Source organism: Ruegeria sp. AH12 (assembly GCF_056541465.1).
Window position 1 is genome coordinate 164,657 of the sequence record NZ_JBQFYL010000002.1, and the last position, 19,520, is coordinate 184,176.

23 protein-coding genes are annotated in these 19,520 nt (G+C 56.4%); 13 read left to right on the forward strand and 10 right to left on the reverse strand.

What is annotated here, in order from left to right; genetic code table 11:
- The first annotated feature begins 95 nt into the window (after positions 1–95).
- From ACR0EL_RS04860 to lipB, 3 genes are read left to right on the forward strand one after another with little or no spacing between them, the layout of a single operon-like run.
- On the forward strand, positions 96–314 hold the full coding sequence (locus ACR0EL_RS04860) for a DsbA family protein (protein ID WP_480498690.1): 219 nt from the start codon (positions 96–98) through the stop codon (positions 312–314).
- 34 nt (positions 315–348) lie between these two features.
- Complete coding sequence (locus ACR0EL_RS04865; RefSeq protein ID WP_480498691.1) at positions 349–753, forward strand: DsbA family oxidoreductase; 405 nt, start codon at positions 349–351, stop codon at positions 751–753.
- Between the two features lie 39 nt (positions 754–792).
- A complete protein-coding gene (gene lipB / locus ACR0EL_RS04870; RefSeq protein WP_480498692.1) occupies positions 793–1,449 on the forward strand; it encodes a lipoyl(octanoyl) transferase LipB in 657 nt (218 codons plus the stop codon).
- Between the two features lie 482 nt (positions 1,450–1,931).
- Here the strand turns inward: lipB and ACR0EL_RS04875 are convergent, their stop codons facing one another.
- Positions 1,932–2,351: an HIT family protein gene (locus tag ACR0EL_RS04875; protein ID WP_480498693.1), complete on the reverse strand. Its 420-nt coding sequence runs from the start codon at positions 2,349–2,351 to the stop codon at positions 1,932–1,934.
- Between the two features lie 84 nt (positions 2,352–2,435).
- Positions 2,436–3,191 (reverse strand): glutathione S-transferase family protein, encoded by a 756-nt coding sequence (locus ACR0EL_RS04880; RefSeq protein ID WP_480498694.1) that lies wholly within the window; start codon positions 3,189–3,191, stop codon positions 2,436–2,438.
- A 189-nt stretch (positions 3,192–3,380) separates the two neighbouring features.
- Here ACR0EL_RS04880 and ctaD point away from each other — a divergent pair, with 189 nt between their 5' ends.
- Positions 3,381–5,039 carry a cytochrome c oxidase subunit I gene (gene ctaD / locus ACR0EL_RS04885; protein WP_170532655.1) on the forward strand — a complete coding sequence of 553 codons (1,659 nt, stop codon included), beginning with the start codon at positions 3,381–3,383 and terminating at the stop codon, positions 5,037–5,039.
- A gap of 119 nt (positions 5,040–5,158) precedes the next feature.
- On the opposite strand, the gene ACR0EL_RS04890 is transcribed toward ctaD, so the two are convergent.
- Entirely contained in the window at positions 5,159–6,340 is a 1,182-nt protein-coding gene (locus ACR0EL_RS04890) for a S41 family peptidase (RefSeq protein WP_480498695.1), read from the reverse strand.
- 194 nt (positions 6,341–6,534) lie between these two features.
- Between ACR0EL_RS04890 and ACR0EL_RS04895 the strand changes: the two genes are divergently transcribed.
- Positions 6,535–7,134 (forward strand): 2-hydroxychromene-2-carboxylate isomerase, encoded by a 600-nt coding sequence (locus tag ACR0EL_RS04895; protein WP_170532651.1) that lies wholly within the window; start codon positions 6,535–6,537, stop codon positions 7,132–7,134.
- 43 nt (positions 7,135–7,177) lie between these two features.
- Positions 7,178–7,669, forward strand: a complete 492-nt coding sequence (locus ACR0EL_RS04900) for a DUF2244 domain-containing protein (protein WP_480498696.1) — start codon at positions 7,178–7,180, stop codon at positions 7,667–7,669.
- Between the two features lie 24 nt (positions 7,670–7,693).
- On the opposite strand, the gene ACR0EL_RS04905 is transcribed toward ACR0EL_RS04900, so the two are convergent.
- The gene (locus ACR0EL_RS04905) at positions 7,694–8,179 is read right to left on the reverse strand and encodes a GatB/YqeY domain-containing protein (protein ID WP_170532647.1); all 486 of its coding nucleotides are present in this window, start codon (positions 8,177–8,179) and stop codon (positions 7,694–7,696) included.
- A gap of 183 nt (positions 8,180–8,362) precedes the next feature.
- Between ACR0EL_RS04905 and carA the strand changes: the two genes are divergently transcribed.
- Together carA and ACR0EL_RS04915 are read left to right on the forward strand one after the other, a co-directional pair.
- A complete protein-coding gene (carA, locus tag ACR0EL_RS04910; protein ID WP_480498697.1) occupies positions 8,363–9,529 on the forward strand; it encodes a glutamine-hydrolyzing carbamoyl-phosphate synthase small subunit in 1,167 nt (388 codons plus the stop codon).
- An 81-nt stretch (positions 9,530–9,610) separates the two neighbouring features.
- Positions 9,611–11,485, forward strand: a complete 1,875-nt coding sequence (locus ACR0EL_RS04915) for a glycosyltransferase (RefSeq protein WP_480498698.1) — start codon at positions 9,611–9,613, stop codon at positions 11,483–11,485.
- A gap of 9 nt (positions 11,486–11,494) precedes the next feature.
- Here the strand turns inward: ACR0EL_RS04915 and ACR0EL_RS04920 are convergent, their stop codons facing one another.
- A complete protein-coding gene (locus ACR0EL_RS04920) occupies positions 11,495–12,142 on the reverse strand; it encodes a GntR family transcriptional regulator (RefSeq protein WP_170532641.1) in 648 nt (215 codons plus the stop codon).
- 99 nt (positions 12,143–12,241) lie between these two features.
- Between ACR0EL_RS04920 and ACR0EL_RS04925 the strand changes: the two genes are divergently transcribed.
- From ACR0EL_RS04925 to ACR0EL_RS04935, 3 genes are all read left to right on the forward strand, one after another.
- Positions 12,242–12,886 carry a pyrimidine 5'-nucleotidase gene (locus tag ACR0EL_RS04925; protein WP_480498699.1) on the forward strand — a complete coding sequence of 215 codons (645 nt, stop codon included), beginning with the start codon at positions 12,242–12,244 and terminating at the stop codon, positions 12,884–12,886.
- Between the two features lie 86 nt (positions 12,887–12,972).
- On the forward strand, positions 12,973–13,221 hold the full coding sequence (locus ACR0EL_RS04930) for a hypothetical protein (RefSeq protein WP_480498700.1): 249 nt from the start codon (positions 12,973–12,975) through the stop codon (positions 13,219–13,221).
- Positions 13,222–13,294: 73 nt separating this feature from the next.
- Positions 13,295–14,491, forward strand: a complete 1,197-nt coding sequence (locus ACR0EL_RS04935) for a UbiH/UbiF family hydroxylase (protein WP_480499001.1) — start codon at positions 13,295–13,297, stop codon at positions 14,489–14,491.
- Positions 14,492–14,503: 12 nt separating this feature from the next.
- Here ACR0EL_RS04935 and ACR0EL_RS04940 read toward each other — a convergent pair whose 3' ends face one another.
- On the reverse strand, positions 14,504–15,631 hold the full coding sequence (locus ACR0EL_RS04940; RefSeq protein WP_480498701.1) for an aminotransferase class V-fold PLP-dependent enzyme: 1,128 nt from the start codon (positions 15,629–15,631) through the stop codon (positions 14,504–14,506).
- A 234-nt stretch (positions 15,632–15,865) separates the two neighbouring features.
- On the opposite strand from ACR0EL_RS04940, the gene ACR0EL_RS04945 reads away from it, so the two are divergent.
- A complete protein-coding gene (locus ACR0EL_RS04945) occupies positions 15,866–16,567 on the forward strand; it encodes a GntR family transcriptional regulator (RefSeq protein ID WP_353007894.1) in 702 nt (233 codons plus the stop codon).
- A 6-nt stretch (positions 16,568–16,573) separates the two neighbouring features.
- Here ACR0EL_RS04945 and ACR0EL_RS04950 read toward each other — a convergent pair whose 3' ends face one another.
- Together ACR0EL_RS04950 and ACR0EL_RS04955 are read right to left on the reverse strand one after the other, a co-directional pair.
- A complete protein-coding gene (locus ACR0EL_RS04950; RefSeq protein ID WP_170532632.1) occupies positions 16,574–17,032 on the reverse strand; it encodes an Lrp/AsnC family transcriptional regulator in 459 nt (152 codons plus the stop codon).
- Entirely contained in the window at positions 17,029–17,484 is a 456-nt protein-coding gene (locus ACR0EL_RS04955; RefSeq protein ID WP_480498702.1) for an Lrp/AsnC family transcriptional regulator, read from the reverse strand. The genes ACR0EL_RS04950 and ACR0EL_RS04955 overlap by 4 nt, the downstream gene beginning before the upstream one ends.
- 131 nt (positions 17,485–17,615) lie before the next feature.
- On the opposite strand from ACR0EL_RS04955, the gene ilvC reads away from it, so the two are divergent.
- A complete protein-coding gene (ilvC, locus tag ACR0EL_RS04960) occupies positions 17,616–18,638 on the forward strand; it encodes a ketol-acid reductoisomerase (protein WP_170689671.1) in 1,023 nt (340 codons plus the stop codon).
- Between the two features lie 46 nt (positions 18,639–18,684).
- Here ilvC and ACR0EL_RS04965 read toward each other — a convergent pair whose 3' ends face one another.
- Complete coding sequence (locus tag ACR0EL_RS04965) at positions 18,685–19,140, reverse strand: SRPBCC domain-containing protein (protein ID WP_480498703.1); 456 nt, start codon at positions 19,138–19,140, stop codon at positions 18,685–18,687.
- A complete protein-coding gene (locus ACR0EL_RS04970; protein ID WP_480498704.1) occupies positions 19,137–19,448 on the reverse strand; it encodes an ArsR/SmtB family transcription factor in 312 nt (103 codons plus the stop codon). The genes ACR0EL_RS04965 and ACR0EL_RS04970 overlap by 4 nt, the downstream gene beginning before the upstream one ends.
- Between the last annotated feature and the right edge of the window lie 72 nt (positions 19,449–19,520).

The following is a 19,520-nucleotide window of genomic DNA, read 5'->3' on the forward strand; positions in this document are numbered from 1 at the left end:
ATGTGAAGAGGCAAATCAGCGTTGGTTTAAATTCCATCTGAACCGACATATCTGTTGGGTCAGGTGAAACAAAAACAGACTGACTGGACCTTATCATGAGCACCTCTGACCCACGGCCCGTTCTTCAGGTGGATATCGTCTCGGATGTTGTCTGCCCCTGGTGCATTGTCGGATTCCAGCAGCTCGATCTGGCCTTGCAACAGCAACAGGTTTTGGCCCGTCTCAGGTGGCATCCTTTTGAATTGAACCCGACCATGCCTCCGGAAGGTCAAAACTTGCGCGCATATTGCGGAAAAATATGGCTCGACGACTGAGCAAAGCCAACAAGCCCGCGACAAGTTGACCACCTTGGGGTCGGAGCTTGGGTTTACTTTTAATTTCAATGACGAAAGCCGCATTGTTAATACGTTCGCGGCACATCAACTGTTGGATTGGGCCGAAACACAAGGGCGGCAGCACCCGCTGAAACTGGCCTTGTTCGAGGTGTATTTCACTCAGCAAAAGGATGTTTCAGATACCGATGTTCTGATCGAGGCTGTTTCTGCGGCGGGGCTCAACCCCGATGATGCCCTTACAGCGCTTGAATCCGGGGCCCATTCCGCTTCGGTGCGCGATAAACAGCAGTTCTGGACCAGTCGTGGCATTTCGGGCGTTCCATCCATGGTATTCGGGGGCAAATACCTGCTGACCGGAGCGCAGGGCACCGAGACCTACGCACAGGTGTTGCAGCGCTGCCCGGCCGAGGCGGCCTGACCCCTTCCCCCTACTCCGCATGCGCGATATGAGGCCGGCATGGAATGGAAAGTCACCGATGGTTTGACCCGGTATGAAGATGCCGTTGCCTTTATGGAGGCGCGCGTGGCTGCAATTGCGACGGGCGATGCAGAGGAATGCGTCTGGCTGCTGGAACATCCCCCGCTTTATACCGCCGGAACCTCGGCCAAAATCGCGGATCTGAAGGACCCGGACCGCTTCCCCGTGTACGAAAGCAAGCGTGGCGGGGAATATACCTATCACGGCCCGGGGCAACGCGTGGCCTATGTAATGCTGAACTTGAACACACGTGGCCGCGATGTGCGGCAGTTTGTGAAACAGTTGGAAACCTGGGTGATCACGGCGCTGGGTGAATTCAACGTTCAGGGCGAAATCCGCGACGGCCGGGTTGGCGTGTGGGTCCAGCGAGACGATAAGCCGCTGACCACTACGGGCCAGCCCGCCGAAGACAAAATCGCCGCTATTGGTCTGCGCCTGCGCAAATGGGTCAGCTATCACGGCATCTCAATCAATGTCGAACCGGAACTGGATCATTTCACCGGGATCGTGCCCTGTGGCATCACCGAACACGGGGTCACTTCGCTGGTTGATCTGGGCTTGCCCGTGACGATGGCGGATGTGGATGCAGCGCTGCAGAAGACCTTCTACGAGGTTTTCGAAAGCCCAGCTAAGTAGTCACTTCGAGTGATTCGAATCGCAATTTGATAGCATGCAGACACAATCCCATGGGCTCAGATCGCTCTGTTTCCCAATTTTCTAGGTCTTGCATAATTTTGCAACGATATTAACTCTCATTTTAACCAACGTTCACTTCTGTGAATACAATGCCAACGTTTACGAGTAGCATGGAACAGCCAATCTAGAGTGAGTGGTATGTTAAACCGGTGATCCAGGGCTTGCCCTGTGAAATCCGATCAGTGTTTGGTTACGAGTCTGCCGTTCCGACCCCAAATCGGAACGGCAATTCTCTTTCTAAGCATTCGACTGTCTGGATCACCCTTTCAGAACCAAACCATCCCTATTGGAAGATCATGGCGCTATCGTTCGTCGCGGCAGGCTAAGCATTGTATGCAAAGGCTTTGAGTGCTCAAAAGTTGTGCGTTTGCACTTAACTCTGGGCCATACCCACCTTGGACGGCGCGTTTCCGTCGCCTCACTCAGTTCAGCGCCTTCCTGATCTTTTCCGCATGCTCGGCAATCAAATCAAAATCCCCCATATTGCCAGGCGGGCGCATTGAAATACCTTCGTGTCGGGGCAGAACATGAAAATGAAGGTGAAACACCTCTTGCCCACCAGCTGCTTCGTTGAACTGCTGGATAGTGACCCCGTCGGCCTCAAATGCTTGTTTCACCGCATGGGACAGCTTCTGCACCGTCGCCATCACTGCAGATAGTTGTTCGGGCGTAGCATCCAGCATGTTGCGGCACGGGCTTTTGGGGATGACCAGCAAATGGCCGTCTGATCGCGGCATGATATCCATGAAGGCCAGCGTGTCTTCATCCTCGTAAACACGGGTCGACGGGATTTCACCGCGCAGAATCTTGGCGAAGATGTTGTCGGGGTCGTAGCTGGACATATACAGGCTCCGGTTGGATGCTGGTTTCCTACCTGCGTTTGTGCGAGGCCCCATCGATGCGGTCAAGCCGCAAAAAAACGGGTGCTACAGCGACAAGGGCGTCGCCAACCAGTCCTGATACATCCTGTCCCGGTGCGCCAACAAACCAGATGACAAAACTTCCCTCGTTTCATCCGAGACATGCGCGAACACAGCTCGGGTGCTGGGCCGCATGGCGCAGAGCACATCTGGCAAGGGTGAGAACAGGGCCATGAAGGCGGCGCAGTAGATATCTGCGGCGGTCAGACAATTGCAGAATAGAAAATCTCCACCGGCATCAAGCTGAGCGCTGACGCGTTTCAGGATCTCATTTGCACGCTCTTCGGCCAAAGCGCCTGCCTCTGGGTCATACCCGTATTTTGCGCCCAGATAGGCGGCGATTTTGGGGTGAAATCCACCATCGTGCCCCTCAAGCCCCGCATGGATCTGCTGCAACCGCCTGTGCCAGCCCAGCCCGTCGGGGGCCGCCAGTAAGTTTATGAACTCCATGATCTCAGAGGCTGCCGCCTCAGGAACCAAATCTGGGTCAGGCGCGATGCGCTGAGCCAGCGAAACGATCTGAGACGCGTCCGAAACCGGGTTTTCGTCTTCCCAGAATACAACCGGCGCGCTATCAGATCGGGCCCAACCCATCTGCGCGCGGTCCTGTTGATCCAGATAAACGGGCATCCAAGGTATGTTCTTGACGTGGAGTAATCCTTTGGCCGCCTCGCTCCAGGGGCTGGGCACGCCGCCGACCACGATCATACGCAGCCCTGACGCTGCTTTTGCCTGCTCGGTCGTCGCGTATTTCAGTACCATTCGGAGTCCTCCAGCAAAGACATGTGTGCCCTTTTACCAAGTGCTGCAACCGCTGCCCGCGACAATTAATCTTGATCCATATCAAACTCGACCATTGAAGGTGCCCTCTTCGCATTCTAAAACCAGCAGGAATCCCGCGCGTTGGAGAGGTCCGACTGCGCGGTGCAGTTGCAACAGGAGGCACCTATAATGGCAGACGCAGCCATTCATGGTCACGATCATGAAGACCAGCGCAGTTTCTTTGTGCGTTGGTTCATGTCGACCAACCACAAAGACATCGGGATTCTGTACCTGATCTTCTCGGCTCTGGCCGGTCTGATCTCGGTGGCGATGACCGTTTACATGCGGCTTGAACTGATGCACCCCGGTGTGCAGTACATGTGCCTCGAAGGGTTCATGGCCGATCCGTGTACCCCCAACGGGCACCTGTGGAACGTCATGATCACCTATCACGGTGTTCTGATGATGTTCTTCGTTGTCATCCCGGCCCTCTTTGGTGGATTTGGCAACTATTTCATGCCCTTGCAGATCGGCGCGCCGGATATGGCGTTCCCGCGGATGAACAACCTGTCCTTCTGGCTGTACGTCGCTGGTACCTCGCTGGGTATCGCTTCGCTGCTGAGCCCGGGCGGGAATGACCAGCTTGGCTCGGGCGTGGGTTGGGTTCTGTATCCGCCGCTGTCGACGACCGAAGGCGGCATGTCCATGGACCTTGCGATTTTCGCCGTGCACGTATCGGGCGCCTCCTCGATCCTCGGCGCGATCAACATGATCACCACCTTCCTGAACATGCGTGCCCCTGGCATGACCCTGTTCAAGGTGCCGCTGTTCAGCTGGTCGATCTTCATCACCTCGTGGCTGATTCTTCTGTCGCTGCCGGTTCTGGCGGGCGCGATCACCATGCTGCTGATGGACCGCAACTTCGGCTTTACCTTCTTTGATCCTGCCGGTGGCGGTGACCCAATCCTGTATCAGCACATCCTGTGGTTCTTCGGCCACCCGGAAGTGTATATCGTGATCCTGCCCGGTTTTGGCATCATCAGCCACGTGATCGCCACCTTCTCGCGCAAGCCAATCTTCGGTTACCTGCCGATGGTCTGGGCGATCATTGCGATCGGTGTTCTGGGCTTCGTCGTTTGGGCGCACCATATGTACACCGTTGGCATGTCGCTGCGTCAGCAGGCTTACTTCATGCTGGCCACGATGGTCATCGCGGTTCCGACCGGTGTTAAGGTCTTCTCGTGGATTGCAACGATGTGGGGCGGTTCGATCGAGTTCAAGACGCCGATGCTGTTTGCCTTCGGCTTCCTGTTCCTGTTCACCGTTGGCGGTGTGACCGGTGTGGTTCTGTCGCAGGCCGGTATCGACCGTGCCTATCACGACACCTACTACGTTGTGGCGCACTTCCACTATGTGATGAGTTTGGGTGCCGTCTTCGCGATCTTCGCGGGCGTGTACTTCTACTTCTCGAAGATGACGGGTCGTCAGTACTCGGAGTTTTGGGGCAAGGTTCATTTCTGGCTGTTCTTCATCGGCGCCAACCTGACCTTCTTCCCGCAGCACTTCCTGGGCCGTCAGGGGATGCCGCGCCGCTATATCGACTATCCCGAAGCGTTCGCGCAGTGGAACTATGTCTCGTCGATTGGCGCGTTCATCTCGTTTGCCTCGTTCATCCTGTTCTTCGGCATCGTGTTCTACGCCCTGTTCCGTGGCGCGAAAGAGACACGTCCGAACCCATGGAACGAATACGCAGACACGCTGGAATGGACCCTGCCCACCCCGCCGCCTGAACATACGTTCGAGCAGCTGCCGAAGCAGGAAGACTGGGATAAGGGCCACGCGCACTGATCCGGTCAGAGACCACAGAAAACCCCGCCCGAACCGGCGGGGTTTTTTATTTGTGCAGCAAGCGCCTAAATGCGGTAGTTGCCTGAGAAATCATATCCGCTGAGACAGCGCATATGGGGTCAGATGTTCATTCCTCTGAGGATGTCGCGATAGACGCCATCTGCTGGGTCCGCATTCAGCGCCCCTGCGACCCAAGACCTGTCCAGCTTTAGTGTTCCAACCGGTACGATTTGCTTGGCGATTTCGGCGGGTGTCGTTTCGTCGATCCGACCAGTGGCCCAATCGTGATATGCGGTCGAGTATCGTACAGCAGCCCTACTCGCGGGCAGATCGATCAAACCTCCTTCTGCAAAGAACGTGAGCCCATCGCCCATTTCCTCACCTATGATTTGGCATCTGGCTCCTAAACGGAATTTGGTGATCGCCACAAACACGATCGCTGCAGAAAACGTAAACTTATCGACGAGCAATCCGACGTTTCGATCTGTTGCACCCTCCGATATCGCATCGATAAGAGGCATCGTTTTAAGAAAATCGCCGCCGGTATTTCCCCTGACATCAATAAGAAGAGGTGTGCGCGCACATGACCTTACTCGTTCGGCGGCCGAACATATCGCATCTGGCAGCTTCTTTTCACTCAGGTCAAAGAAACTTGGAAACGCAAGCACGAGCCCGTCTTCGAGAAAATCTCGAACTTTCAGAAACTCCTTTGGGCCCCATGCCGCATCGGATTTTCCGTGTTCGTTTCTTGGGTACCAGATTGATCCAGAAACCGTGTCTTCGGCGTGCATTCTCAGATAGGTTGTTTGTCCCGTATCCGTGCTGAGTTTGTATTCGACCAAACCGACCTCTTTACAAACACCCAAGCGTTTCAAGGCGTGTGGCCATGCGAATAATATCGGCCCAACTACACGTTTACGCTGACCTGTTCCCGCCAAATAGCCGGCAGCGCGCGCCTCAATGTCTTTCACGCAGACACCGTTCACAGCGATCAATCGCGCACCCGGTACAGCACCTAGGCCTGGCGCACTGCCAACTAGGTTCACGTGGCTACCGATGGCAACGAACCGCAAGGGCAGCACTGAAATAGAATTGTTCGGAATCAGCCGGGTATGCCCATTCCCCGGAAGGGCGAGCAAGCGCATCAAGGACATCAAAAAGTCGTCCTTTGCATCGGCAAGCGCGACCTGTCGAGCGTCAGCAATGTGCTGATCCAAAACCTCGCGTGTGACCTTGTTGAAACTGGGATCGGTCGACAAAACTGTTGTTACTACTTGATCTAAATCGCTCAACAAAGACATGCGCAGAGACTATAGGGACACACCGGGATGTCCACTTCTCATACGACAAAGCACGGCGCTAGGTCGCTTTGAGACAAAAAGCTCGCCCGCTCCGAACCGCTTGCCAAAAACCCCGCAGCCCGTTCAATTCGCCAAATACTCGAAAATAAGCTATTCTCGTCCGGGCAACTGTTCCGGCAACCCGGAGGGTTCATATGCCTGAAATCGACTTTTGGTATTCGATCGGCAGCACCTACAGCTTTCTGACCGTCATGAGGTTGGATGACTGGTGCGCCGAAACCGATGCAACCGTGCATTGGCGCCCCTTTAATGTGCGTACGGTCATGATGGCGCAGCAGAACACGCCGTTTGCAGGTAAACCCGAAAAGACCGCCTATATGTGGCGGGATATTGAGCGCCGGGCTGCCAAGTATCACATCCACGCAAAACTGCCCGCACCCTACCCCATCTCGGACCTTGGACTTGCCAATCAGGTGGCGTTTCTGGGGATGCAGGACGGTTGGGGGCAGGATTTCACTCAGAACCTCTATCGGATCTGGTTTGAAGAGGGCGTTGAAGCTGGTAGCGAATCCGCCTTATCCGAAGCCTTGTTGCGCTGTCAGCAGGACCCACGCCTGACACTTGCACGTGCCCGCAACGCAGATTGTATTGCCGGGCTTGAGGCCGAAACCGAGCGCGCGACCAAACTCGGCGTTTTCGGTGCACCCAGCTTTGTTGTGCGCGATGAAGTGTTCTGGGGCGATGATAGGTTGGACGACGCTTTGTCCTGGGCGCGCGTTGGACATGTCGTCTAAACTTTGCCATCGACACAGCAGGCTCATACGCTAGGTTTCAGCCATGCCCTACCAATGGACCCAAACCTCGGACACGGAACAAGAGCTACGCCTGTGGCCACACAATTCGTTGCCACCACGTGGGGCAATGATTGTCATATTTTCAGTGTTTCTGTTTGGGCTGATTCCGATCCTGGCGATGCTGGGATCGGTCGTACTTTGGGGTCTGTTGCCCTTCTTGTTGCTGACAGTTCTGGGCCTGTGGCTGGCAATCCAAACGAACTATAGGGCGCGCAGCGTGTTTGAGGTACTTACACTAAATGGGACCCGCGCACAGCTGATCCATCGCACACCGGGTAGGCAACAGCAGGAATGGTCCTGCAACCGCTATTGGGCGCGTCCAGAGATGCACAGGAAAGGCGGACCGGTTCCCTACTACGTCACCCTTGTCGGTGACGGGCGCGAGGTAGAGATTGGCGCGTTCCTGTCTGAAGAGGAACGTATCAGCCTCTATGATGAGCTGATGGAACGACTGCGTGGTCCTGCCACGCAGTAGCTAAGTTCACTTCTGGTTGGATGCTCAGCAGCCGTCGCTTGATGCGGCACAGAGGTGGTCTTTGACCATGGGGCCGACCCTGCCAAAATCCATCTGGCCGGTATAACGCGTCTTCAGCTCACCCATCACCTTGCCCATATCCCGGATCGAACCGGCACCCGTGGAAGTGATCGCCGATTGGATCGCCTGTGTGACCTCATCATCATCCAGTTGCTTGGGCAGGAATTCCTCGATGATCGCAACCTCGCGCATTTCACGCTCGGCCAGGTCCAGGCGTCCGCCCTCTTCGTAAGCGCGTGCGCTTTCCTTGCGCTGCTTGGTCATTTTACCAAGAATTTCAAGAACCTCGGCATCGCCGCACCCTTTCGCCTCTTCATTGTCAGAAGCGCGTGAGGCGATATCCCGATCCTTGATTGCGGCGTTGATCAGACGCAGCGTCGACAGACGTTCGACCGCTTTGTCTTTCATTGCTTGCTTCAGGGCGGTGTTCACCCTTGATCGCATGTCCATTTGGTTTGTCCATCCCCATGACAAAGGAACCCCGAACATATCCAAACAAAAAGCATGATACAACAGGGTGCGAAACCACTTAACCTATTGATAAATAACGATAGCCAAAAATTTGAACACACTTGACCCGAAGGCATAACACCCTTAGTTATGCGCCGATTTACCCTTTAGGAGAGTTGCGCCATGGTCCAGAATGCCCCGTCCAAGCCCACCGCATGTCTGGCTCTGGCCGACGGAACCCTGTTTTATGGCGTAGGCTTCGGCGCAACAGGCCAAACTGTGGCCGAACTGTGCTTTAACACCGCGATGACAGGGTATCAGGAAATCATGACTGATCCCTCCTACGCTGGGCAGATCGTCACCTTCACCTTCCCGCATATCGGCAACGTCGGTGTGAACCCCGAAGATGACGAAACCATCGATCCGGTGGCCGCGGGTATGGTGGTCAAGTGGGATCCGACTGAACCCTCGAACTGGCGTTCCGCCGAAGAGTTGAAGGATTGGCTGGCTCGCCGTGGCCGGATCGCCATTGGTGGCGTTGATACCCGCCGCCTGACTCGCGCGATCCGTCAGCAAGGCGCGCCGCATGTGGCACTAGCCCATGACCCCGAGGGTAACTTCGATATCGAAGCGCTGATCGCGGCGGCCCGTGGGTTTGCCGGTCTGGAAGGCATGGACCTGGCCAAAGAAGTTACCTGCGCCCAAAGCTATCGCTGGGATGAAATGCGGTGGGCCTGGCCCGAGGGCTATGCCCGTCAGGAAGCGCCTGTTCATAAGGTCGTTGCAATCGACTATGGCGCCAAGCGCAACATTTTGCGCTGCCTTGCCTCGGCGGGCTGCGATGTGACCGTGCTGCCTGCAACCGCCACTGCCGCCGAGGTTCTGGCTCACAATCCCGACGGAGTGTTCCTGTCAAACGGTCCGGGCGATCCCGCCGCGACAGGTGAGTACGCCGTGCCGATGATCAAAGAAATTCTTGAAACAACAGAACTGCCGGTTTTCGGCATCTGCCTGGGTCACCAGATGTTGGCTCTGGCACTTGGCGGGCAGACCATCAAGATGAACCACGGCCACCACGGTGCGAACCACCCGGTCAAGGACCTGGAGACGGGCAAGGTCGAGATCACCTCGATGAACCATGGCTTTGCGGTAGACGCCGAGACCCTACCCGAGGGCATTGTGGAAACCCATCGATCCTTGTTTGACGGATCGAACTGCGGCATCCGCATGACAGATCGCCCGGTCTATTCGGTTCAATACCACCCAGAAGCCTCGCCGGGACCGCAGGATAGTTTCTACCTGTTTGAACGTTTCGCAGACGCCATGGCAGGCCGTAAAGCGCAGGTATAATCGCCTACTGCCCAAGGTTAACCCGCTATTAACCTAAATGGATCAACCCTGACGACAGGTCGCTGCGTCAGGGTTTTTTTAATGGTTGAATTGAATCTTCAGAATTTCACCTCTGCAGCGCCGATCCCGCCGCAAGGTTTGCGCAAACCCCTTGGGGCCTGTTTGATTGAACAAGGCGCAATCACGGCGGATCAATTGAGGCAGGCGCTGGACCTGCAAACGCGACAGAAAGCCTCTTTGGGCGAAATTCTGGTTGGCGAGGGCTGGGTCAGTCGCGCTGAAGTTCTGACCGCTCTGTCCACACAAAGCGGCTGGCAAATTGTCGATCTTGAGGAAATCCCACCCGCCCCGGGCCTGTCTGAGTTCAAGCCGGTGGAATTCTGGCTGGCGCATAATGTCATCCCATGGATGCGCATCGGTCCTCTTCTTCTGGTCGCGACTGCCCGGCCCGACCGGTTTCCAACTGTCACCGCTGAAATGCAGGACTGCCCCTACGCCATCATCCCGGTTCTGGCCGCGCCAGACCAGATTGACGGGGTGATATCGCAGCAGTTTGCGATGCCTTTGGCCCAAGCCGCCGAAACACGCGTGGATGAGGCGCAAAGCTGCCGCACATGGACACCGGTCTCGCGCGCTGTTCCGGTTCTGGGCGCAATTGGGCTGATCACACCCTTCGCGCTGATGCCGAAGTTCGGGCTTACCGTTTTTCTGATAGCGGCTGTTACCACGTTGATCCTGTTCATGATCTTGCGAGTGGCAGGCGCGTTGGCCTTTCTGGTATCGCGGATCAGACCACGCGAGGCTGATCCCAAATCCGCCCCGATTTCCCTGCGACAACCCTGTGTCTCTATCATGGTCCCGCTGTACAAAGAACGCGAGATTGCAGGCGCTTTGATCCAGCGCTTGCAACGGTTGACCTACCCCAAGGCGCTGCTGGATGTGATCCTGGTGCTGGAAGAAAGTGACGATGTCACGCGCGAGACTGTTGCCAAGGTCGACCTGCCCAGTTGGATCAGAACCGTCGAAGTTCCCGAGTTGAACGGCCTGACCACCAAACCACGCGCGATGAACTATGCGCTGGATTTCTGCCGGGGCGACATTCTGGGCGTCTGGGATGCCGAAGATGCGCCTCAACCGGATCAGATCGAACGTGTTGTCGAACACTTCACCCAAGCCGCACCGGATGTGGTCTGCCTGCAAGGGGTACTGGATTATTACAACCCTCGCACCAATTGGCGCTCGCGCTGTTTTGCAATTGAATATAATAGCTGGTTTCGTGTTATTTTACAAGGGATTGCTCGGTTGGGCCTTGTGGTGCCATTGGGTGGAACAACGTTTTTCTTTCGTCGCGACAAGCTGGTCGAACTGGGTGGTTGGGATGCCCATAATGTGACCGAAGATGCAGACTTAGGCGTGCGCCTCAGCCGCGCCGGATACAGGACCGAGATGGTTGATACCACAACCTATGAAGAGGCCAACTTCCGCGCCTGGCCCTGGGTCAAACAGCGTTCGCGCTGGCTCAAGGGATTTATGGTCACCTATCTGGTGCATATGCGCAGCCCCCTGAAACTGTATCGCGATCTTGGACCGATGAAGTTTGTCGCGGTTCAGGCTTTCTTTCTGGGTACGCTAGGCCAGTTTCTGCTTGCCCCGGTTCTATGGGTTTTCTGGCTGTCGACACTAGGTGTGTCGAACCCGATGCAAACCATCTTGCCACCTTCTCTCATCGCGCCTTTGCTGGTGTTGTTCATTGTAACCGAAGCGATCAACATTGCGGTTGGGATGCTGGCCGTCGCCGCACGCGAGCGGCGGTTCCTTCTGCCCTGGGTACCAACCATGGGGCTGTATTTTCCCTTGGGCGTCGTTGCCGCCTACAAGGCGTTGTGGGAGTTGGTGTTCAACCCGTTCTTCTGGGACAAAACACAACATGGGCAAGCCGCCGAAGACCAGCAGTAGGCCTGAGGCTTAGTTTTCACGCCGCACAGCATCCTGTTTAAGGCGTGTCATAAACGCGACCGAGATATGCTCTTTCAGGGCGCGGCCTGCGGCTTCTTCATCCCGTGCGGCAATGGCATCGACAATGGCTTTGTGTTCGCTCTGCGCAATCTCACCCCGCCCCTGGACCGCCAATGATGTCGTGGCCATCAGGGCCATCGTGCGATGCACCAGATCCAGTTGTTGCACTAAATACCGGTTGTGCGAGGCCAAATGTATCTGCTCATGAAACCGACGGTTTGCCCGCGCCAAGGCGGTTGGGTCATCGACCAAAGCATCATCCTCTGCCACCATTTCCTGCAGCACTCTGATCTCTTCTTCGGTCGCATGCTTGGCGGCCAGACGGGCGGCCAGACCTTCTAACTCACGCCGTACCACATACAACTCGGCCATCTGGTTGTGATCCAAAGACGCCACGATCAGCGACCGTCCGTCCCGTTCCAACAAAGACTGCGTCTCAAGCCGCTGCAGCGCCTCGCGGATCGGAGTACGCGAGACACCAAACCGCTCGGCCAACTCACTTTCAACCAGACGATTGCCGGGCTTGTAGACACCCACATCAATCGCTTCGAGAATAAGGCTGTAGGCGTCCTTGTTGGATTGTCGCGATTGGGGCATGTGTCTTACGTCTCCTCGTTCGGACATGTCTATCCGTGTCCGGGCCGTGCAATCAAGCCCGGCATTGAAAAGCACCACATTGCAGCCTAAACCCGCATCATGGTCAAACCTGCTTTTAGCCACGTCACCCAATGGGTGTTCGATCTGGACAACACTCTTTATCCGCCGCACATGCGCCTGTTCGACCAGATCGAGGTGTTGATGACGGATTACGTCGTGCAGGCCATAGGTGTGAACCGGGCTGAGGCTGACCGGCTGCGCAGCCATTACTGGCGCGAATATGGCACCACACTGGCAGGGTTGATGGCTGAACATGATCTGGACCCTGATCCCTATCTGCATGCGGTCCATCAGGTCGATATGAGCCATATGGACACCGATGCCGAACTGGCTGCCCATATCCGTGCCCTGCCCGGCCGTCGCATCGTTTATACCAATGGCAGTGCGCCCTATGCCGAACGCGTGCTTGAGGCGCGTGGACTGACAGGACTGTTTGATGCGATCTACGGCGTCGAACATGCAGGCTATCGCCCGAAACCGGAGAAGGCGGCTTTCGAGACGATCTTTGCGCAGGATGGCATTCAGGCCGATAAGGCTGCTATGTTCGAGGATGACCCCCGCAATCTGGCCGCCCCGCACGAGATGGGAATGCGCACCGTTCACGTCGCGCCGGACCCGCACGAGGCCGACCATATCCACCATCACACGGATGATCTGACCGCCTTTCTGGCACGCCTGCGATAGGCTGTCACACTGCGACGATCTGCACATTCTGCACCTGCAGCATCAATCCTATATCCCGTTTTGCGACGAACAGAACGGAGACCCCGATGACCGCGATCGAGATGCCTCGGCGCCTGCCGATTTGGCAGCGCTTGTTTTATAGAATTCCCCTGCTTGGCTGGCTGGCACGAGACGCCGCAGAGGGCGAACCTGAGGACCTTGTGTACACCGCGGCGGCAATCTTCAGCATGTGGGGGTGCTCGGCTTTGCTATTCGGTCTGCCGGGTCTCTACATCCCAGCGGTACTGATGGTCCCAATCATGTTCCTGATCCTCATCCTGATTTCACGCGGATAGGGCACGAGACAGGATGTCACTTGGCGCAGGCGGTGGAACCGAACTAGGGTCTGCCGAGAGCGGAGTGAGTGCCATGACCAACAGCTGTGACATCCTGATTTCCGGCGGCGGCATCGCCGGCCTAACCGCAGCGGCGGCCTTTGGCGCAGCTGGTTTCAGTGTAGTCTGCGTTGATCCAACGCCACCGATCACTGAACGCGATGTTGATGGGTCAGACCTGCGGACCACGGCCTTTCTTCAACCCGCGCAGGCACTACTGGAAAGCTGCGGATTGTGGGATCGGCTGAAGGCGCAGGCAGCTCCCTTGCAGATCATGCGTATCGTTGATGCCGGCGGTGACAACCCTGAACCGCGCGTAGTGCGGGATTTCAACGCCTCGGACATCTCGGATCTGCCCTTTGGCTGGAATCTACCCAACTGGCTGCTGCGGCGCGAGATGGTGGCACGGCTGGCCGAATTGCCCAATGTCGATTTCCGCCCCGGAACAGGTACCGCCAGCCTGTTCACCCGCACCGCCGAGGCACGCATTGGCCTGAGTGATGGCAGCCGTATCCGGTGCAAGCTGGTCATCGCTGCAGACGGTCGGAACTCTCCCATGCGCGAAGCCGCAGGGATTCCGGTTCACACCACGCGCTATGGTCAGAAAGCGCTTGCCTTCGCCGTCACACATCCGATCGCGCATGAAAACGTCTCGACCGAGATTCACCGGTCCGGTGGCCCCTTCACACTGGTGCCTTTGCCCGATTGGCAGGGTCAACCTTCTTCCGCCATCGTCTGGATGGAACGCGGGCCACGTGCGGTTGAGTTGCTGAACCTCGATACCGATGCATTCGAAACCGCGATGACCGAGCGGTCCTGCGGTTTGTTCGGGCCGTTGAAACTAGCCTCGCGCCGGACGATCTGGCCCATCATCAGCCAATCTGCTGCGCGCCTGTCGTGCGAGCGCATCGCGCTGATGGCCGAGGCTGCCCATGTGGTGCCCCCTATCGGTGCGCAAGGCCTGAACATGTCGCTGGGTGATCTGCGGTCGCTGCTGGATCTGGCGCAAGCCCGACCCGATGGTTTGGGCGACGCGCAAATGCTGGACGCCTATCACAAGGCGCGACACGCCGAGATTGACTTGCGGGTTAAGGGCATTGACCTGCTGAACCGCGCCTCGATGATCGAGGCGCGCCCGCTGCGCGATGCCCGCGCCTTGGGACTGAACGCCTTGTATTCGATGGCACCGGTACGCAAGACCCTGATGCAAATGGGCCTAGGCGTTCGCTAAGGCCCAACAGGTTTATAGAACCTGATCCAGAACGCGTTTCAAACGGGCGATGGTGCCATCGACATCATAAAGCTTGTCAAGGCCGAACAGACCAAGCCGAAAGGTACTGAACCCAGCCGGTTCATCACATTGCAGCGGCACACCAGCCGCGATCTGCATGCCCAAGGCAGCGAATTTCTTGCCATTCTGAACATCCGGGTCAGCTGTATAGCTTACAACAACGCCTGGCGCGCCAAAGCCATCCGCGGCCACCGAAACAGCACCTTTTTCCTTCAACAGCGCCCGCACGCCATTGCCCAATGCCCATTGCGCTTTCCGCAGCTTCTCGAACCCGTAATCTTGCGTCTCAAGCATCGTATTGCTAAAGGCAGTCAACGCATCAGTGGGCATGGTGGCGTGATAGGCATGTCCCCCATTTTCATAGGCCTGCATGATCTGACGCCACTTTTTCAGATCCACTGCAAAACTGTCGGACTCGGTCTCTTGCAACCGCGCTTCGGCCCGTTCGGACAGCATGACAAGACCAGCACAGGGCGATGCGCTCCAACCCTTCTGCGGGGCAGAGATCAGAACATCCACTCCGGTTGCTTTCATATCGATCCAGGCACAACCGGAGGCGATACAATCCAGAACCATCAAAGCCCCGACCTCATGCGCCGCCGAGGCCATGGCGGTTACATAGTCATCTGGCAGGATCACCCCGGCTGAGGTTTCCACATGCGGCGCGAAGACCACATCCGGGCGGGTCTTGCGAATGGTGGCGACCACATCCTCTACAGGTGCAGGTGCAAAAGGCGATGGGCTGGAATTCCCCGTTTCCCGGGCTTTCAGGACAGTCACTGCTTTGGTCAAAGCACCGCTTTCGATGATCTGGCTCCACCGGTAAGAGAACCAGCCATTTCGCACGACCAGAACGTCCGCGTCACGGGCGAATTGACGGGCAACAGCCTCCATCCCATAGGTGCCACCACCGGGAATGAGGGCAACGCCATCGGCGTTGTAAGCCTCGCTCAGCATGACAGAGATATCTCGCATGACCTGCTGAAACTTTAATGACATGTGGTTCAATGATCGATCGGTAAAGACAACCGAGAACTCTTCAAGACCGTCTGGATCCACGGTTTCCAGCAATGCAGGCATTTCGAATCCTTCCCTTCAGCATTTGGTTGAAAGACTGGCGGGATTACATGGGCGGGTAAAGTCAAAACGGCACGACAAAACTGACCCAAGGTCAAGTGAAACAATCCCTGAGATTCCGCACTAAAGGCTTCAATTACAGCAAAAATGACGCCAATTAGTGTCAGATCCCCTTTACACTTTTACTTGCTTCTGACCAGATACATACACTTTTTGCTTGAAGGGATAGTTTCACAGGTGAATGTTCAAAAGCGGATCAGCTTCCAGGTCGTTCGTGACGAAGTCAAACGCCGTATCGAAAGCCGCATCTGGCCTCAGGGCTCGCTTTTACCGACAGAAACGCAACTGGCTGAAGAGTTCAACTGCGCCCGTGCAACTGTAAATCGGGCGCTGCGCGAACTCGCCGATCAGGGCTTTGTCGAACGCAAGCGCAAAAGCGGGACGCGGGTTAAAAAGGAACCAACCCGTAATGCAAAGCTAGAGCTTTTGCTGGCCCGGCAGATGGTGCAAAATCAAAACGCTGACTATCGGTATGCGCTGGTCGAGCGGAATGTAGAATTCAGCCCGAGATGGCTGGCTTCACAGCTCGGCGTTGCGTGCGACGCACGTGTTCTGAACCTGACCTGCATGCACTATGCCGACAACCGCCCCTTTCAGTTGGAAGAGCGCTGGATCAATATCGAAGCTGTTCCCGAGATCGAAGACGCCAATTTGTCCGATAGTGGTCCGCATGAATGGCTTTTGAACGCCGCGCCGTTTAACGAAGCTGAAGTTTCGTTCAGCGCAGTCTCTGCCGACAGTCGCCTTACAGAGTTCATGGGTACGACAGCCGGGACCTCGATGATCCAGATGGAAAAGACGACGTGGAAAGATGACACCCCGTTGAGTTTTGCGCGGATCACGCATCACCCGAGCTACCGCATCCGGACAAAGTATTAGACGCCGTCACCCAATCGGCCCGGGCAGCCGTTCCTCGCTGAGTAGGACATTCGCCTCAACATCTCCTGCACCCGGCAAAGTCATGATTCGGCGGCGCAGCACCCGCTCGAAATCGGACAAGTCCCGCGCCACAACGCGCAACCGGTAGTCATACAGCCCCAACACATGTTCGACAGTTTGCACTTCGGGGATAGCGCTGACGGCGCGTTCGAAATCTTCCAGACTGACCTGACCTTTGCGGGCCAGCTTCACACCCAGGAAAACCGTAACGCCGAACCCTAAAGCCTCGGCATTCAGGCGCAACCGGCGGCCCTTGATGACGCCGGCCTCTTCGAGCCTGCGAATACGCCGCCACGTGGCGGGCTGCGACAATCCCAGTTTGCGACCCAACGCACCCGCGCTTTGCGTTGCGTCCTGACATAAGGCGCGCAGGATCTGTCGATCAGTTTCGTCAAGTTCGATCATACCGGCAGCACCTCGTCCCGCTTGACCCGCGCGATATGCATCAAAGCTTCGATATCAGCGATATGCGGCAGGGTCAGGATGCGATCCCGATACAGCCGCTGATAGTGCGCCATATCCTTTGCCAAAATGGACAGGCGCATATCCACCCTACCCAGAAAGGTCTGTATCTCGATCACCTCTGGCACCTGTCGGGCTGCAGCGGTGAACTCATCAAATGCGCGCGGCTGTGTTTTGTCCAGTGTCACACGCAATGACACCTCGACCGCGTAACCCAAAGCGGTCCAGTCAATCACTGCCTCTTGGCCCTCGACAATTCCTGCGGCCTGCATCTTTTCGATACGTCGCCAACAAACACCTTGCGTGATCCGACACCGTTCGGCCAATTCAGCGGTCGAAAGGCTGGGCTCGGCCTGAAAATGGCGCAAGATACGTCGATCAATCTCATCAAGCATGAATTTTCCAGAATCTTTCGCCAACACGAATACTTCTTCTTGTTTTCCGTGAATATCTGATGCCGGCGCGCTCGCCAATCGAAAAAGCTCCGGGTAAAAGCACATCAATTGAAACAGAAAGGACCAGCGAAATGCGCGTCTATTACGATCGCGATTGCGACATCAACCTGATCAAAGACAAGAAAGTGGCTATCCTGGGCTATGGCAGCCAAGGCCACGCTCACGCGCTGAACCTGCGTGACTCGGGCGCCAAGAACCTGGTCATCGCTTTGCGCGAAGGCTCACCCTCGGCCAAGAAAGCCGAAGGTGAAGGCCTACAGGTGATGGGCATTGCAGAGGCAGCCGCATGGTGTGACGTCATCATGTTCACCATGCCCGACGAATTGCAGGCCGAGACCTACAAGAAATACGTCCACGACAACATCAAGCCGGGTGCGGCCATCGCGTTTGCCCACGGCCTGAACGTGCATTTCGGCCTGATCGAGCCGAAAGAAGGCGTCGACGTCATCATGATGGCCCCCAAAGGCCCCGGCCACACTGTGCGCGGCGAATACACCAAAGGCGGCGGCGTGCCCTGCCTTGTTGCTGTAGACAACGACGCAACCGGAAAAGCGCTGGAAATCGGCCTGTCCTACTGCTCGGCCATCGGTGGCGGCCGCTCGGGCATCATCGAAACCAACTTCCGCGAAGAATGTGAAACCGACCTGTTCGGCGAACAAGCCGTTCTGTGCGGTGGCCTGGTTGAGCTGATCCGCTGCGGCTTTGAAACTCTGGTCGAAGCGGGCTACGCGCCCGAAATGGCCTATTTCGAGTGTCTGCACGAAGTGAAACTGATCGTTGACCTGATCTATGAAGGCGGTATCGCCAACATGGACTACTCGATCTCGAACACGGCTGAGTATGGCCAGTACGTCACCGGCCCGCGCATCCTGAAATACGACGAGACCAAAGCACGCATGAAAGCGGTTCTGGACGACATCCAGCAGGGTAAATTCGTTCGCGACTTCATGCTGGAAAACGCCGTTGGTCAGCCGACCATCAAAGCGTCGCGCCGTGCCAATGACGAGCACATGATCGAGGAAACAGGTGCAAAACTGCGTGCCATGATGCCCTGGATCTCGGCCGGTAAGATGGTCGACAAAGAAAAGAACTAAGCCTGACAGATGTCAGAGTTAGGGCGACCCAAGTGGTCGCCCTTTTTTATTTCGTGAATGCGTTGGCGTAACACTCGCCTAGAACAAAATCCCAGCCAGTATTATATCCGCCCCGTTTCTCCGGCGCCTCTGCAGCCCAGACTTCCCACCCCGAATGGGTCAGTGTTACAAGGGTTTTGCCCGGATCGCTCTCTTCAAAAAGCACTTCAACCTGCGTGGGAAAGTCTTTGTTCGTACCAGGATGCCAAGTGAAGGCCACGCGCCGCCCGTCTTCATAGATCAGCACCTCGCCCCAGTCAGCCCTTTCGCCATCGCACATGGTTTCATACACCGCACCACCAACCCAAGGCTCGATCATGACCGCTAGCGCTGGTTTTCCCTTGGAGGCCGACACTGCATGGCCATCCAGCGGCCACCAGTTTGCAACGCGATGAACGAATACATCGAATGCCCTATTCGGCGCTGCGTTCACAGTAATAGATTTGACAATTGGATTGGTCATACATCGTGCCTTTCCCGATTGATTTCTTCTGCAAAACTGCCCAGCACGTCTGACCAGTATCGTTCCAACCATGCCCGAATGCTGTCCAACCCGTCTGGACGTGCAAAGTAAATACGACGCGTCCCTTCTGACCGGCATTCGACCAATCCGGCGTCAGACAAAACCTTCAGATGCTGCGATACCGCTGGGCGGCTGACGGGTAGCGTCTCCGCCAAGGCCCCGACCGCAGAAGGCCGGGCTGCTACCGCTTCGAAAACCTTAAGGCGCGTTGGATCACCTAGGGCTGAAAACGCATCATGGTAAGTCATAACTTACCGTAAGTTATTACTTACGTATTGTCAAATTCAGGCACGTGACATCTATAAAATCAAAGGATAAGG